Annotated in this window: 5 protein-coding genes; 2 read left to right on the top strand and 3 right to left on the bottom strand. The window is 70.7% G+C overall.

Going from position 1 to position 16,975, the window contains the following annotated elements; genetic code table 11:
• The first annotated feature begins 8 nt into the window (after nucleotides 1-8).
• Together IPG72_02815 and IPG72_02810 are read left to right on the top strand one after the other, a co-directional pair.
• Entirely contained in the window at nucleotides 9-605 is a 597-nt protein-coding gene (locus IPG72_02815) for a sigma-70 family RNA polymerase sigma factor (protein MBK6767963.1), read from the top strand.
• On the top strand, nucleotides 602-4,924 hold the full coding sequence (locus IPG72_02810; protein ID MBK6767962.1) for a hypothetical protein: 4,323 nt from the start codon (nucleotides 602-604) through the stop codon (nucleotides 4,922-4,924). The genes IPG72_02815 and IPG72_02810 overlap by 4 nt, the downstream gene beginning before the upstream one ends.
• An 81-nt stretch (nucleotides 4,925-5,005) precedes the next feature.
• Here the strand turns inward: IPG72_02810 and IPG72_02805 are convergent, their stop codons facing one another.
• The 3 genes from IPG72_02805 to IPG72_02795 form a co-directional block, all read right to left on the bottom strand.
• Nucleotides 5,006-5,836 (bottom strand): class I SAM-dependent methyltransferase, encoded by an 831-nt coding sequence (locus IPG72_02805; protein MBK6767961.1) that lies wholly within the window; start codon nucleotides 5,834-5,836, stop codon nucleotides 5,006-5,008.
• Nucleotides 5,837-6,155: 319 nt separating this feature from the next.
• On the bottom strand, nucleotides 6,156-11,294 hold the full coding sequence (locus IPG72_02800) for a hypothetical protein (protein ID MBK6767960.1): 5,139 nt from the start codon (nucleotides 11,292-11,294) through the stop codon (nucleotides 6,156-6,158).
• Between the two features lie 231 nt (nucleotides 11,295-11,525).
• Entirely contained in the window at nucleotides 11,526-16,838 is a 5,313-nt protein-coding gene (locus tag IPG72_02795; GenBank protein MBK6767959.1) for an SBBP repeat-containing protein, read from the bottom strand.
• Nucleotides 16,839-16,975: the final 137 nt, after the last annotated feature.

The raw sequence follows: 16,975 nt of genomic DNA, 5'->3' as shown, positions 1-16,975 counted from the left end.
CATCGCACGTGCCGGAGCCCTCCCGCGTGCCGATCGATCTCGTGCGCCGGGCGGCGCAGGGCGACGCGTCGGCGTTCGGCCAGCTGTACGAGGCGACGGTCGACCGCATCCACCGCTACGTCTGGTTGCGCGTCCGCGATGCGAACGTCGCCGCCGACCTCACGCAGGACATCTACGTGAACGCGCTGCGCGGCCTGCCGCGTCTTGACGCCCCGGAGCGCTTCGAGGCCTGGCTGCTGCGGATCGCCCACAACCGCGTCGTGAACCATTGGGTGGGCACCGAGCGGCGCGGTTCCGAGGTCTCGATCGATGCCGACGACGACGAAAGCGCCGACGGGCCGTCGCTGCGCAACCTCGCCGACCCGCATGCCGCCGCGCTGGACGACATCGCCGTCCGGCGCGTCCGGCTCGATGATCTGTCCCAGCACCTCGGCGTGCTGAGCGAAGCGCAGCAGGAAGTGTTGGCGCTGCGCTTCGGTGTCGGCCTCTCGTTGGCCGAGACCGCCGCCCAGCTCGGGCGGTCCGAGATGGCGATCAAACAGCTCCAGCGGCGCGCGCTCGTCACGTTGCGCGAACGGCTGCGGGCTGCGGAGGTGGAACGATGACCCAAGTCCCCCCGTCGGGGCGCGCGTTGCCGCACCTGGACGACGCGCTCGAGTCGGCCATCGCCGACCTGCTTGCCGGCACCGCGGACCACCGTTCATCGCCCGAGCGGGCGATGAACGGTGCCCAGGACGGCGGTGCGGAGCGCGCGCGTTCCGAAGCGAACGCCCTCGTGCCCATCGCCGCCGCGCTGCACACCGCACCGCCGCTCGACCCGGCCCGCCGCGCTGCCCTCGGCGCGCTGCTGGAGCGGATCGCCGCCAACCCGGACGACGACCTGCCGCCCGGCGCGCCGGCCGCCCCGCCGACCCCAGCCGCCGACCCGACCGCCGACCCGACCACCGCACCCCATCGCAACGGCGCCCGGCCGGCCGGCGCCGCGGCCGTCGTCGGTCTGCTGGCGATCCTGGCGCTTGGCGGCGCGCTCTGGCGAAGCCGCGGCGCGGCAGGCGGAACGGATCCGTCGGCGGGGTCGACGACGCCGCCGGCCGCAGCTGTTCCCGGCGCCGGGCCGGGCGGCGCGCCGCCGTCGCCAGCGGACGCCGCGGCCGCGCAAGCGGCGACGTTGGGCGCGTCGCGACCCGCCTCGGTGGCGGGCGGGACGGATGCCGGGGCCGCGGCGCGAGCCACATCCTTGCTCGGCATGCCGTCGCTCGGCTACACGAGCGCTGCAGCGACCGCCACGGCGCTGCACGCTGCCCGGAGTCTTGCCGTCGCCGATGCGGGACCGAACGCCGTCAGCCAGCCCGGCGGCCTGCCCGGCGGTGCGGCCAACATCGCGGCCCCGCCGGTCGAGGCCGCGCCGTCCGAAGTCCCGCCGGCCGCAACGTCGCAGCCGAAGCGGAGGGCGACCGCCGTTCAGGCGACCCCGGTCCCGCCGACGACCGTCCCGCCGACGACCGCGCCGGCGCCGACCATCGACGTATCGACGCCCGCCGGCGACCCGAACCATCCGTGCTACGCGCTTGCCCAGCCGAACGTCCTCGTCGCGCGGATCCTGGCGGACGACGGCGCGCCGATCGTCGATGCCGTCGTCACGCTGTTCCTGGTGGGCCAGATCGACTTCGCGTCGTTCGGTGCGACGGACGCGCGCGGCTGCGTGGCGATCGAGCAGGCGCCCGGCCGCTACGACCTCCGCGCGGAGGCCGCCGGCTTCGACGCGCGCTGGTACCCGGGCGCCGTCGATCGCGCCGCCGCCCAGGCGCTCGAAGTCGACGGCGCGGCGGCCCGCGCGCCGGTCGACGTCCGGCTGCCGCGCAGCATGGCGGCACCACCATCGCCGACCGCCACCCTGCCCGCGGCGTCGTTCAACGCCACGCCGACCGCCGCCGAGCCGACGTCGGCGGCATCGCCCACGGCGCCGCCGCCTGCGCCCGCCACGGCCCCGGCCGACGCCGACGCCGACGCCGACGCCGACCTCACAACGATCGATGTCGCGACGTCCGATATCGCGGTGCGCGATGTCACGACGACCGACGTCGCAGCGCCTGATCTCGCAGCCTCCGATCTCGCGACGAACGATGTCGCAGCGCCCGACCGCGCCGCGACGCTCGCCGGGCTGCCCCTCGATCGGCAGCGTCAGCTCGACGGCTTGGCCGAGTTCGCCCAGGACGGCGGCACGGTCACCGCGGTCGCGCTCGACGATCGGATCGTTTGGGGCGTGGTCGGGCCACGCGTCCTCGGCTGGCCGCGTGACGCCGGCGGCGGTTCGACCGCGCCCGTGGCCTGGACGCCCGTGCTACCGGAAGTACCAGAGGCGATCGCGCTCGACGGGGATCGCCTCGTCGTGGCGACACCGGGCCGGGATGGTGCGCCGGCGACGGTCTGGATCTTCGACATCGCGCCGACGGGCGCGCTCGGTCATGTCGCGGCGCTGGGCGCATGCGACCTGACCGGATCGGGTGCGGCGGAGGTGATGGCGCTGGCCGCCGACGACACATGGATCTACGCGCTCACCGAGCGCGGCCTTTCGATCGTCGACGCCAAGCGCGCCGCGGCGCCGTTCGAGATCGGCCATGCGGCGGCTGGGACGGCGCCGACCGCGCGCGCATCGGGCAGCTTGACGCTGCTCGGCGACGGCACGCACGCCCTGCTCGCCCGCCCCTCCGGCCTGCAGGTGATCGACGTGCGCGCACCGGCCGCGCCGCGCGTCGTCTTCCAGGGCGTCCCGCGCGACGTGCACGCCGTCGCGGCGGACGGCGGCACGGTGGCGGTGGCGATCGAAGCGGTGACCGGACGACTGGCCGGCACCGGTGGCACGCTCCGCCTGACCACGCTCGATGTCGCCGACCCGACCCGTCCGCGCGCGCTCGCCGCCGTGGCACTGCCCGGGGGAACGCATGCCGGGGGAACAGACGCCGGGGGAACGCTGCCCGATGGCGCCGGATCGGCCGCCGGCGGCTCACGCGCCGTAACGGCGCTTGCGGGCGAGCAGGCGGCGGTCGTCGACGGCGACGGCCGGTCGCTCTGGATCATCGATCTGTCCGATCCCGCCGCGCCCGTCGCCAGCGGCCGGATCGCGCTCTCAGCGGCCCCGACCGGGGCTGCCGCACTGGCGATGGATGCCGACGGAACGGCTGCCGTGGCGCTTGGCGCCGCCGGGATCCGGCTGCTGGCGGACGGCCTCACGGCGCCGCACGGCGTCGTGCCGCCCGTGGCGCAGCTCGTGCTCGACGCGGACGGCCGCGTCGGCTGGGGCGCCGCCGGCGCCGTCGGCATCGTCGCGGTCGACCTCGACTCGCGGCCCGACGCCGCGGTGCCGGGCGGATGGCTCCTCGGGAGCACTGCCGCCACGGCGCCGGACGGGTCGGCGGCCGATGTGCACAGCGTGCTGGCCACGGCGAACACGGTGTACGCCCTGACACGCCGCGGCGGGCTGATGGCGTTCGATGGAACGGATCCGCGCCGCCCGACACGGCTTGCGCCGTCCGACGGCCGGCTGGCGGCGATCGACGGAGGCGCGTTGCCCGTGCAGCTGGCGGCCGACGGTGGCCGGCTGTACGTGCCGGACGCGGCGGGCACGGTTCACGTCATCGACGTGCGCCGACCGGCGGACCCGCGGGAGGTGGGGCAGCTGGCGGGCGTCGGTCACGACGACGACCGGCTGGTGGCGCTGGCGGCGGACGGCACACGCTTGTATGCGCTGACGACGGACGGCCGCACGAGCCGCGTGCACGCGCTGGACGTCGGTGACGCGGCGGCGCCGCGGCCGCTCGGGGCGGCGGCCGCGCTGGACCAAGCGTATCGCCGCATCGCCATCTGGGGCGACCGCCTCGTCCTGTCGGGCGATCGAGTCGCCCCCGGCCTCGGCGCGATCGACCGCAGCCTCGACCCGGCGACACGCATCGAGGTGCCCGGGCTGGCGGCGGGTGCGGTCGGGCTGATCGAATTACCCGGCGGCGGGCGGCGCGCGCTCGTGGCGGACGACGCCTTCCTGACCGCCGTCGACCTCGACGCCCTTGCCGACGCCCACGGCCGGATCAGCGGTCGATCCGTGCGGCTGCCGCTCGGCCGCCGCGCCGCCGGTGGGTCCACCGACGTTCGGATCGTCGGCGACCGTGTCTACGTGGCCCGCCACGAGGCCGGGCTCTTCGCGCGGCCGCACGGCGGCGGGTGGCTGCCGCAGGCGCCGTCGGCGGCGCCGCCCGGGAGCGGCGGGCCGGGGCCGTTGACGTACCGGCTCTACCTGCCGTCGGTCGTGAAGGGGCACCCAACGTGCGTGCTGCCCGGACGGGTGCATGGCGTGCTGCTCGTCGACGGCGCGCTGGCGTCGTTCGTCGACCAAGGCCCACCGTCCGGCGCGGGCGGTGAGCTGGCACTGGCGCGCTTCCGGCCGGGCGTCGCTTCGTGGCTCGGCGGGTTGGGCGTCGGGACGCGGCCCGGGACAGGCGCCAGCATCGTCCTGTGGGGCGAGCAGGCGAACTTCGTCGGCCAAGGCGCCGATGCCGGCGCGCTTGCGACGGCATTCCCCGGCCGCGTCGTGCCTCGCCCGGGCCGGCGCATCGACCTCGCGCTGCGGAGCGCCGAACAGCAGCTCGGCGTGCGGGCCGGGACGGCGTCGGCCGAGATCGCCGGCCGTGTCGTCCTCGTGGCCACGGTCGGCTGGCCGGAAGACGTCCACACCAAGGCCGTGACCGACGCGGCGCGGCTGCGGACGGCCGGCTGGCGGATCGAGGCCATCGCGCTCGGCGACGACGCGCCCATCGCGCAGCTGGCGGAGCTGACGGGCGACGCGACCGGCGTGGCGCGCGTGGCCGCCTTGGCCGAGCTGCCGATGGCGATGGCGAGGGCGGGGCAGGCGGCTTGGCTGTGCGCGCGGTAGCGTGCTGGGAGGCAGCGCGCAACGGCTGAAGCCCAATGCCCGTCGCCCGAGCGGCCGACGCACGGGCCCCGCGGCGACGCCTTACCCCGGTCGGTCGACGACGAACACCGCCCGCCCGATATGCCCGTCCATCCCCAGATCGTCTTCAGCATCCAGCACGACAGGGTCCGGAAAGCCGGAGTTGGCGAGCGCGGCGAGGATCTCGGACAGCTCGAAGCAACGCTGCACGAGGGTCGTGTCCGTCCGACGCCAGGCCGTTTCGGGCACTGCTGGCGCTTCGAGCGCTGCCGGCGCTTCGGGCCGCAGCACGGCGATATCGTAGCGCCCGTACAAGCCGTCGAAGCCGGCGTTGACGACGCACACCAGATCGGTGTCCGCGAAGCCGAGCGAGCCCTCGAAGCGCGCCTCGAAGCCTGCGCGCAGGTTGACGTCGAACACGAACCGGCCGCCGGGGCGGAGCGCGCCGAATACGCGGCCGAGTACCTCCTCCAGCGCGGCGGCGTCCGGCAAGTGGTTCAAGCTGTCGAACGCGCAGACGACGACATCGAACGGCGGCTCCGAGCCGCTCTCGCCCGGCAGGACCCCGCCGATGCCAAACGCCCGCATGTCCGACCGGACGAACGTGGTGGTCGGCGCGCGGCGACGGGCTCGCTCGAGCATCGCCTCCGCGCCGTCGACGCCGACAACGGTCCAACCGCGGTCCGTCAGGCCGGCGGCCAGCTGGCCGGTGCCGCAGCACAGGTCGAGGAGTCGGCCGCGGCCGTCTGTCGGAGGGACGGACGCCAGCAGGCGGTCGAGCGCGCCGAGCATGGCAGGCGCCAGCGCGTCGCCCCAGAAGCGGTCGTACGCGTCGGCAACGCCGTCGTAGGCGTCGGGATGCTGGAAGGGTTCGGCGCTCGGGAGGCGATCCATCGGCATTGTCCAGGCGAGCATGCGCCCACTGGGGCGCGGCGGGGGTGTCGCCTAGGATAGGCCCATCGGCCCTTCAACCGACAGTCGCCGGACATGCAGCGGCCCCTGCCGCGCGAAGCAGCAGGGGCCGGCCGAGCCCGTCGTGGTTGGCTCGGCGCCGTCGGCACGATCCCGTGCAACGTAGAGAGTACGATTGCCTTGGACCGTGCCGGCGACCATGCGGAGGAGTCGGAGGTTGTCCACCGGCGCTGGAGGCGCATGCCGCTTGGCTGCGCGGCATGCGCCTCCAGCGCCGGCGGATCGTTTCCCCGTGGTCTAACTAGTTCTCCGTGATCACGAAGCTGTAGTCACACGTGGCGGCGCCGAAGTTGTTGTGGAACATCAGCGTCCACCGCGCCGTTCCAGCCGGGATCGTGAACGAGAACGGCTGGGACAGGCTCGAACCGAGATCGCCGACGTAGACCGCGTCGCCGAGCTGGCAGGCGAACGCGCTGCCGTCGGGGACCTCGCCGGCGAACGCGACGCCGTGGATGTTCGTCGTGCACGTACCCGTGTTCACCGTCACGGTGAAGCAGTGCTCGCCGCGGTCGCAGTTGTTGAAGTAGTAGAGGTCAAAGTTGCCGCCGCCGCCGCTCGTGCCGGGGCACGCCTTCGGGTTGCACGTGCTGGCCACACCGTCGCGGAAGACGCGCGTGTTCGCCTGGTAGGTCAGCCAGTCGGCATAGCCGCTGCCCTGACCGCTCGTGGCCTCGAAGGTGTCGCCGAGCGGCGCCGAGATGCACGCCGGACCGTCGCCGGGCTGCGGACGCCTGTCCGGGAAGCCCGGGCAGAGCGGCGCCGGCCCCATGAAGCAGAACTCGAAGACCGGCTCGCCCTCTTCGTCGTACGTCTGGGCGAACGGGATGCCGCGGTCACCCGCCGACTCGTCGCCCGGTACGTCCTCGCCCAGGTGCGTCCCCTTGCGCTCGATCGAGACGGCGCCGAGGCCGACGAGGTTGCGCAGGAACACGCCCTCGTCGTCGAAGACGTCGTGCTCCCAGAACCAGGCGCTGATGATGGCCGAGCCCTTGAAGCCGTCGTTGATGTAGCCCCACGTCTGGAGGTCGATGTACTCGACCTGCTTCTCGTTCAGCTTCTGGCAGATGTAGTCCAGCAGGCCGTTCTGGTCGTAGAAGTAGATCACGAGGTCGGTGAAGCCGGGCTTCGGCACGACGTTCGCGATCGCGATCTCCGACGTGAGGCCGCTGTTCTCGAGGTCGCGCAGAACGGACGGGATGGCGATCAGGCCGACGCCGCTGTCCAGCCCGCCGCCGATCGAGCCGATCTGCCAGTCATAGATCTTATGCTCGGGCAGCATGTTGTAGGCGATCGCCTCGGTCTTCGAGGTCCGCGCCACGTCCGTGTACTTGATCAGCGTCACGATGCCCACGATGTTCGGCGCGAGGATGTTCGGACCACCCGGCGTGATCCACTCCTGGCTCTCCGCGCGCGCGCTCCCGACCCAGTTCCCCGGCAGGTCATACACGACCGGCAGGAAGAACGTCTGGCTCCCGCGCGGGCAGACCCAGTCCACCAGCGTCGTGACGATGTCGCCCGAGCGGTCGAGGAAGTAGATCTTCACCTTGGCGGCGAACACCGCGCTCAGGTTCTGCACCTGGATGCCGGCGTCCCAACCCTGGTACTCGCTGTACGTCAGGGGCGCGAACCCCACCTGGTTGCCGTCCTTGGTGGTCGAGCGGTCCGGATCGAACGTGTAGTTGATCTCGCCCGGCTCGCCGACGTACGTCATCAGGACGTCGCCGCCGATGATGTCCACCGCGATCCCCATCACCTGCGTCGAGCGGATCCACGCGCTGCCCTGGAAGTCCGGGCCCACGCAGTCGTTCGCGTCCAGCTGGTAGGTCTCGCCCGGCGCCAGCGTCGCGATGTCGCAGATCGTCGCGCGCAGGCAGTCGTCGCGGGCCTTGAACCAGATCTCCAGCGACGAGCACATGAGGCCGCCGTTCTGGATGTAGATGATCGTGTTGAAGCCGGCGGCGCTGGCGTACACGAGCGGCACGTAGTAGCTGTACCCGCCGTAGACCTCGTCGTAGGTGCCGAGGTGCGTACCGGCCAGGCCGTTGTACTTGCTCGTCACGTCCACGCCCGGGGTCGCGTCGCCGGGGCAGCTGCGGTGCACGTCGACCGCCAGCAGGCCGTCGCCGGAAGCGCGGACCATGTCGATGCCGTCGAACACGAGGCCCTCGTTGTAGGCCTTCTTGAAGCGGCGATAGTCGTCCGCGTCACCGACGACGTTGAAGAAGAGGACCTCGCAGACGTAGTCGCCCGTGATGTCGTCCTCGGGGATGACGTCGATGCCGTCCTCGGACAGCTGGCGGGCCGACAGCTTGAAGAGGATACCGCTCTTCGAACCGGTCGGGACCTGCGCGCCGTAGAGGTTCCACGTGCTGCCGGGCTTGATGAGACCGGTGCACTCCACCTTCAGCGGGCCGGCGGCCTGCGGCGGGCAGAAGCCCGGCTCGCCCCACGTGACCAGCGCCGCCTTGGCGATCCGGCAGCCCAGGTTCTGGACCTCGATCCAGCTCTCGCAGACGTCGTCCTGGCCCTGGAAGTTCAGGATCGGGAGGTGGACCTGCTTGCCGAGCTGGCTGTTCGGGTCGACCTGCGGCGGGCACGTCATCGCGAGCTCGTAGCTCAGATCCTGCGAGGACGTGATGCCGTTCGCGCCGAACGAGCCGCTGGCCACGACCGTGAGGATTCGGCGACCGAAGGTCCCACCGGAAATGTAGACGCGGTATGTGAACACGAACGTGGAGCCCGGGGCAAGGGGCGGGGCGAACGTGAAGTTCGCCGACACGCCGCCGGGGGTGACGGCACAGCCGGGATCGCTGCACGAGCCGGTGTCGCCGACGAGTCCCTGCGGGAACGCAGCGGTGTAGGTGCCGCTCGTGGCCGGCAAGTCACCCGCGTTCGTCATGCTGACCGTGACAAGGACGTGGTCGCCCGAGCCGAGGCAATCCTCGCCCGGGACGGACTTGGTCAGGTCCTCGAATGTGGTCACGCCGATCATGATCGGCGCAAGCGACACGGCCGTCACGAAGCCGTCGTTGCTGCCGTTGTGCGTCGTGTCGAACGCGCCGGGCGTCGTCGGGAAGGTCGCCGCGGACGTCAGGCCGGCGACGTAGGCGGTGTTGCCGTTGGCCGACACGTCGAGCGCGAGGCCGTTCTCGTTGCCGGCCGCGCCAAGGTACGTGCTGTAGAGCAGCGCCGAGCCGTCCGCCGTGACCTTCGTCACGGTGGCGTCGTTGGCCGTCGTCAGCGTCCCGTCCGGCGCGAGGAGCACCGGGAAGTTCGCCGACGAGCTGAAGCCGGTGACGTGGGCCTGGTTGGCGGCATCGAGGTCGATGCCGCGGCCGCCCTCGGTGCCGGACCCGCCGATGTAGGTGCTGTAGACCAGCGACGACAGATCGCCGTTCAAGCGCGTCAACGCGTAGTCGGCGCCCGTGTTGAACGTCGTGTCGAACGCGCCGAGCGTGGTCGGGTAGGGGTTGCTCAGCGTGTTGCCGAACGCGACCGTGTCGTCCCCGATGCGGTCGACGGCGAAGAACTGGTCCGTGCTCGTCCCGCCGACGTACGTGCTGGCCACGACGCGCAGCGTGTTCGCGATCCGCATCACGTAGCTGTCCGAACTGGAGTTGAACGACGTGTCGAAGCCGGCGACGGTGCACGAGTTGTTCACGTTGCCGTTCAGCATCGTCCCGGCGCCGGTGCAGATCGGGAACGTCGACGAGAACGTCACGCCGGCAACATGGAAGTCCAAGCCGGACTGGTCGATCGTCACGGCGAACGCCTGGTCCGTCGTGTTGCCGCCGAGGTAGCCGCTGGCGAACGTGAGGGTGTGGTCCGCGCGCAGGCCGGTGATCACCGGGTCGGTGCTGCCGGCGGTGAGGGACGTCTGCGTCCCGGCGAACGGGTTCAGGAACGGATAGTTCGTCGAGCTGGAGCTGCCGACGACCCAGACGTCGCCGTTGGCATACGTGTCGATGCCGCCGACGCCCTGCTCGGTGGACGTGCCGCCGAGGTACGTGCTGCCGAGCAGCCCCGTCCCGGCCGCGTTCAGCCGGGCGACGAAGTAGTCCGCGCCGCCGTTGAACGTCGTGTCGAACGCGGCGCCGGTGCACGTGGCGAAGGGCAGGCCGAAGCCGGTGCAAACCGGGAAGTTGCTCGTCAAGGTCGTGCCGAAGATGTCGAGCTGCGTCGTGCCCGGCTGGATGGACGCAGCGATCGCCGAGTCCGTGCTCGAGCTGGCCAGGACCACCGAGTAGAGCAGCGTGCTCAGATCGGGCGTGAGCTTGGCGGCAAACGCCTCCTGCCCACCGTTCGTGCCGAACGTCGTCGACGTGCCGCCGGTCGGGAACGTCGCGAGGTTCGTCAGGCCGACGATGTAGACGTTGCCGGCGGCGTCGAGGACCTGGGCGTTGACGATGTCGCTCGCCGTCGTCCCGATGACGGTGCTGAACTGGAAGATCGGGTCGATCACGAGCGGGAGCGCCGAATCGTACGCGCCGAGCTCGAACGTGACGACGCGGCCGTCGACGGCGTAGGCCGACTCGACCTCGACGCGCCGACCGGCGACTTCCTGATAGACGAACGGCTTCTGCTCGGTCAGCGTCGAGAGCGCGGTCTCGAGCGCGAGGTCACCGGCGTCCGTGACGCGGATGTCCGTCACGCCGGCGTAGCGCATCCGGATGGCCGACGGGTCGGCGCCCGGCGCCACGACGAACTCGCGCTTCAGCGCGCCCGCCTGGCCGCTGAACGTCAGGTCGATGCCCGGATAGAGGGCGCCGTAGCGGACACCGCCGAACGTCGGTATGCCCGTGACGGACTTGTCGCCGCTGAAGTAGCTCTGGACGCCCGGAAGGGCGTCGATGCCACTGACACGAGGCGCGTCGGCCGCGCCGTCGAACGTCATGCGGACGTCCGTCTTCGCCGAGCCGTCGGCGGCCTCGGCGGCGAACACCACGGCGTCGGGTGTGAAGAACAGGCTATGGCCGCTGCGCTTCACCTCGAACCGCACTTCCGCCGGCCGCTGGCCGCGGTTGGCGACGAAGGACATCGGCAGACCATTGAGCGCCGTGTTGCCCGGGCCAGGAGGTGCGGGCACGTCGACGGCCTTGGCGGCTTCGAAGCAGCCGGCCGCCTCGCGGGCCTGATCATCGGCGAGCAGGCGGCACATCTCGTGGCTCGAGGTGTTGCGCACGGCCTCGAACTCAGGCTCGATGGATTCGACCTGGTCGACGACCGGATCGTCCATCTTGGTCTGGTGGGGTGAACAGTCGAGGTTGCCGTCCCAGGCACCGGCAGCGCACCCTGCCGGTGCTGCGCCGTCCTCGGACTGGGCCCGAGCGGCGCCCGTGGTCGCTGCGGCGGCCACGAGGGCCGACGCCAGAATCGCCATCCAACTTCGCGTACGAACTCGACACAACATGGTGTCGCGACCTCCCTTTGGTCTACGAAGATCTGCAGCTGCTGCCCCAGGCGCGCGGCCGCACCTACAGGCTGAACGGCGGCGCCAGCAAGTCGCTGTTACCGTCAGATGTGCAGATTAACGTGAGATTGGAGCGTCAGATACGGGGAGGCGCGGCGGTTTGGTCGGTTATGGCATGAAATGGACGGCCCTGCACTTCATCTAGGTATCTCGTGCACATGGCGATGCAGGTTCGAAGCACGGTGATTCGAGCGCCGAGCCCCAGTGGTTCGCCGTCGGAATGCCGGGCAAACAGCAGCCGCCCCCGGGGAATCCCCGGGGGCGGCTGTCGACGAGCGTCGCGGTGGCGGTTCTTCGGTCAGACCGGGCGCTGCCCGGTCCGCCGGCCGAACCGGCCGATCGGCTGTTGATCTCGAAGTCCACGCTACCGATCGACTGCGGCGGGGTCGTGTCGCAGTTGTTCTGCATCATGAGCGTGTAAGCCCCTGGTGCATTCGGGATCTGGAACGTGTACGACGAGCCGGCGCCGAGACCCTGGAAGTCCGGCTTGTTGTTCTCGATGAAGTTCTCGCACTCGGCGTTCGGGTTGAACCCGTCCGGTCCGATGAACAGCGCGAGCAACAGGTCCTGACCCGCAAGGCCGCAGCTCGCACCGTTGAACGGCGCCAGCGTGACCGTGTTGATCGTGACCGTCATGTCGTTCGTGCCGGGGCAGACGGAGAACTCGTGCGTGCCCCAGTTGCGGTCGTTCACGCCCGCGTTCGTGCAGTTGCCGCCGCCGACATCACCGCGCGGGTACGCCGAGAACGGCGCGCCGCCCGGGATCTCGATCGTCGCCGCACCGAAGCCGGCCGCGACGCAGTCACCCGGAGCCGGGCGGTTGTCCACGAAGCCCGGGCACAGCGGCAGCGGGCCCATGAAGCAGAACTCGAACAGCGGCTCGCCCTCTTCGTCGAACGTCTGGGCGAACGGGATGCCGCGGTCACCCGCCGACTCGTCGCCCGGTACGTCCTCGCCCAAGTGCGTCCCCTTGCGCTCCACCGACACGGCGCCGAGGCCGACCAGGTTGCGCAGGAAGAAGCCCGTGTCGTCGAACACGTCGTGCTCCCAGAACCAGGCGCTGATGATCGCCGAGCCCTTGAAGCCGTCGCTGATGTAGCCCCACGTCTGGAGGTCGATGTACTCGACCTGCTTCTCGTTCAGCTTCTGGCACACGTAGTCCAGCAGGCCGTTCTGGTCGTAGAAGTAGATCACGAGGTCGGTGAAGCCGGGCTTCGGTACGACGTTCGCGATCGCGATCTCCGACGTCAGGCCGCTGTTCTCCAGGTCCTTCAGCAGCGACGGGATCGCGATGAGCCCGATGCCGCTGTCCAACCCGCCGCCGCCGAAGCCGAGCTGCCAGTCGTAGATCTTGTGCTCGGGCAGCATGTTGTAGGCGATCGCCTCGCTCTTCGAGGTCCGCGCCACGTCCGTGTACTTGATCAGCGTCACGATGCCCACGATGTTCGGCGCGAGCACGTTCGGGCTGCCCGGCGAGATCCACTCCTGGCTCTCCGCGCGCGCGCTCCCGACCCAGTTCCCCGGCAGGTCGAACACGACCGGCAGGAAGAACGTCTGGCTCCCGCGCGGGCAGACCCAGTCCACCAGCGTCGTGATGATGTCGCCGCCGCGGTCCAGGAAGTAGATCTTCACCTTCGCCGCGAACACCGCGCTCAGGTTCTGCACCTGGATGCCGGCGTCCCAACCCTGGTACTCGCTGTACGTCAGCGGCGCGAACGCCACCTGGTTCCCGTCGCGCGTCGTCGACTTGTTCGGGTCGAACGTGTAGTTGATCTCACCCGGCTCGCCGACGTAGGTCATCAGGACGTCGCCGCCGATGATGTCCACCGCGATGCCCATCACCTGGGTCGAGCGGATCCACGCGCTGCCCTGGAAGTCCGGGCCGACGCAGTCGTTCGCGTCCAGCTGGTAGGTCTCGCCCGGCGCCAGCGTCGCGATGTCGCAGATCGTCGCGCGCAGGCAGTCGTCGCGGGCCTTGAACCAGATCTCCAGCGACGAGCACATGAGGCCGCCGTTCTGGATGTAGATGATCGTGTTGAAGCCAGCGGCGCTGGCGTACACGAGCGGCACGTAGTAGCTGTAGCCGCCGTAGACCTCGTCGTACGTGCCGAGGTGCGTACCGGCCAGGCCGTTGTACTTGCTCGTCACGTCCACGCCCGGGGTCGCGTCGCCGGGGCAGCTGCGGTGCACGTCGACCGCGAGCAGGCCGTCGCCGGAAGCGCGGACCATGTCGATGCCGTCGAACACGAGGCCCTCGTTGTAGGCCTTCTTGAAGCGGCGATAGTCGTCCGCGTCACCGACGACGTTGAAGAAGAGGACTTCGCAGACGTAGTCGCCCGTGATGTCGTCCTCGGGGATGACGTCGATGCCGTCCTCGGACAGCTGGCGGGCCGACAGCTTGAAGAGGATACCGCTCTTCGAGCCGGTCGGAACCTGCGCGCCGTAGAGGTTCCACGTGCTGCCGGGCTTCAGGAGGCCGGTGCACTCCACCTTCAGCGGGCCGGCGGCCTGCGGCGGGCAGAAGCCCGGCTCGCCCCACGTGACCAGGGCCGCCTTGGCGATCCGGCAACCGATGTTCTGAACCTCGATCCAGCTCTCGCAGACGTCGTCCTGGCCCTGGAAGTTCAGGATCGGGAGGTGGACCTGCTTGCCGAGCTGGTTGTTCGGCCAGACCGTCGGGAAGCAGTTGAGCGTGAAGCCCAGCGCGTCCTGCGGGAAGCTCTCGTTGACCCCATCCTCATCGGTGTCGTAGAAGAGCGTCTGGTTGACCGGAATGACCGTCCCGGAGGCCAAGCCGCCGGCGATGCGGACCATCCAGGCGAACTGGATCACGCCGCCCGACGGGATGTCGGCGTCGACGCTGACGCTGCTGGCGCTGACCTGGCAGTTGCCGGCGCCGACGAAGAACGCGCACGAGCCGGGCTGGCCGGCCAGCAGGCCGCCGTCCCAGGATGCGACGTACTCCGGCCCGGCGCCCAGCTGATCCGAGAGGCCGGTGTTCGTGATCTCGATCGTGATCTGGACGAAGTTGCCGGGCGCGAGGCACTCCTCGTTCTCCGGCAGCTGCTGCACCGCGTACGGCAGCACGGCCCCGTCCGCCGCCACCGGCGCCGCCGCGTCGGCCTCGGCCGCCGGCGGCTGGACCGCCATCGGCTCGGCGCCGTTGCCGTCCGGGAACGCGATCGGGCTGACGGACGTGCGGACCGAGCCGCGGTTCGTCAGGGCCGAGTTCGTGATGACGAGGTTGGCGCCACCGCACGTGATGTGCGCGTTCGCGATGTCGTAGCCGCCGCCGCCGCCGAAGACGGTCGAGCCGTCCGGGACCTGCGGGAAGTTCGCGCTGGCGGTCGAGCCGTTGAGGATCGCCTTGTAGTTGCCCGTGACCTCGATGTCGGCACCGTAGTCCGTGCTGCTGCCACCGAGGTAGGTGCTGCAAACCAGACCGCTCAGGTCAGGCTGGAAGATCGTTCGGACCCAGTCGTAGCTGCCGCCGAACGTCGTCTGGACCTCGCCGGGCGTCGTCGGGTAGTTCGACGAGGCCGCCGAGCCGACCATGTAGATCCGGCCGGTGCCGTCGATGCCGAGCCCGCGGCCGGTGTCGGTGCTGGTGCCGCCGATGTACGTCGAGCGGACCAGCCCGGTGCCGGCGGCGTTGATGCCCGTGACGAACGCGTCGTAGTTGCCGCCGTTCGTCGTCTTGTATGCGCCCGCGGTCGTCGGCCAGTCGGTCGACGCCGTCATGCCGGTCGTCCAGGCCTGGCCGCTGCCGTCCACCAGGATCCCGTTGTTGGCGATCTGGTAGAGCGAGCCCGGAACCGAGGTGTCGCTCCCGCCGGCCGTCGGATCCGTGCTCGAGCCGCCGACGCGGCCCTGGTACGCGAAGGCCGTCAGGCCCGCGTTGAGCTTGGCCACGCCGAGGTCGTAGTTGCCGCCGACGCCCGCGATCATCGCGATGTCGGTCGAGAGCGTCGAGTAGTGAACGTAGACGTTGTTGCTCGCGTCGACCGCGACGGCGTTGCCCCAGTCGCTGCTGTTGCCGCCGACATAGGAGAAGCCCACGGCGCCGCTGATCGTCGGGTTGAGGACGACCGCGTATGCCTCTTGGCCGGTCAGCGAGATGTCCGCGCCGCCGAGGGCCGGCCAACCGGCGCTCGAACTCGTCGTCCCGACGACGACGATGTTGCCGTTCGACATCCGGGTGATGCCGTGGGCGTAATCCGTGCTCGTGCCGCCGACCTCAGCCGAAGCGGTCAGCGTGTTGCCGGCCGCGCCGAGGATCGCCAGGTTGGCGTCGAAGCCGCTCGGCGTGCCGATGAGGATCGGCACGCCGACCCAGGTCCCGGCCGCGGTCGCCGTGACGACGACCTCGCCTGCCGGCGTCAGCGTGTGGCGGCACTCGTAATCGGTGCTGCTGCCGCCGAGGTAGGTGGAGTACGTCAGCGCCGAGCTGTCGGCGTTGAGCTTCGTGACGAAGCAGTCGTACGTCACGTTGGCCGCGGCCTGGTAGGCGTTCTGCGTCGGGAAGTTCGTCGACGCCGTCATGCCCGAGTTGTAGATGCTGCCCGAGCCGTCGACCGACATGTTCGACGCCGAGTCGGTCGAGCTGCCGCCGAAGCGGCGCGAGAAGATGATCACCGGGTCGATGACGAGCGCAAGCGTCGGATCGTATGCCCCGACGGCGAAGCCGACGACGTTGCCGTCGATCGTGAACGCGGCGTCGACCGGAAGTCGCTCGCCGTTGCGGACCTGCCATGCGATCAGGCCGGTCTCGGCGAGGTCGCCGAGCTGCGTCCCGATCTTGAGCACGCCGTTCTCGATCGCCAGGCTGTCCTGGCCGGTGTAGCGCAGCTTGATCTGGGAAGCGTCGCCGCCCGGCGCCACCGTGTAGGTCCACTTGACGATCGCGTCGCCCGCCAGGGCGCCGTTGACCGCGGCCGGCGCCTTGCCGGTGCGTACCGTCGCGTCGATGCCGGACCAGAGGCCACGGTAGGTCACCGAGCGATAGGCGTGCAAGCCCGTCACCCAGTCGGACTCCGGGCCGACCAGCCAGTTGTACTCGCCCGGCAGCCCCTCGGCCGGATCGAGCGTCACACCTTCGGAAGCGCCCTCGAACTCAGCCGTGACGACGTGGCGCGCGATCGTGGTCGGAACCTCGTCGGCGGGCGTCTCGGACGCCTCGGGCGGCAGTTCGACGCCCGGGGTCAGGCCGGTGTCGCCCGGCGCATAGACGAAGCCGTTCGTCTTCAACCAGACGTCGACCCCACTCGGTGCCGCGTGATACGCGGCCGCCTCGTCCCACTGGCCGCCGTTCGGGATGAACCCGATCGCCGGCTCAGCCGAGGGAAGCGGCGACTTGGCCGCCGATTGGCCTCGCACTGCGGATCCCGTGGCGGCGGTCAGCAAGCCGACCGCTGCCAGCGCGATGATGATTCGCGCACTCCAGTGTTTCAACATTTCCGTCGCAACCCTCTCTTGATCTCGACGCATACGGTGAGTGAGGACGCCCTGCGGCGTGCAGCTACGGGCTGCGGCGCAAGGGCCACACTGGGACGGCCGAACGGCCGACCCGTGGTGACATGTGCGGATTAACG

Source organism: Candidatus Avedoeria danica, from assembly GCA_016703025.1.
Lineage (GTDB): Bacteria > Chloroflexota > Anaerolineae > Epilineales > Epilineaceae > Avedoeria > Avedoeria danica.
Note: the sequence above shows the minus strand (reverse complement) of the source record. Positions and strands in the feature narration are given on the sequence as shown.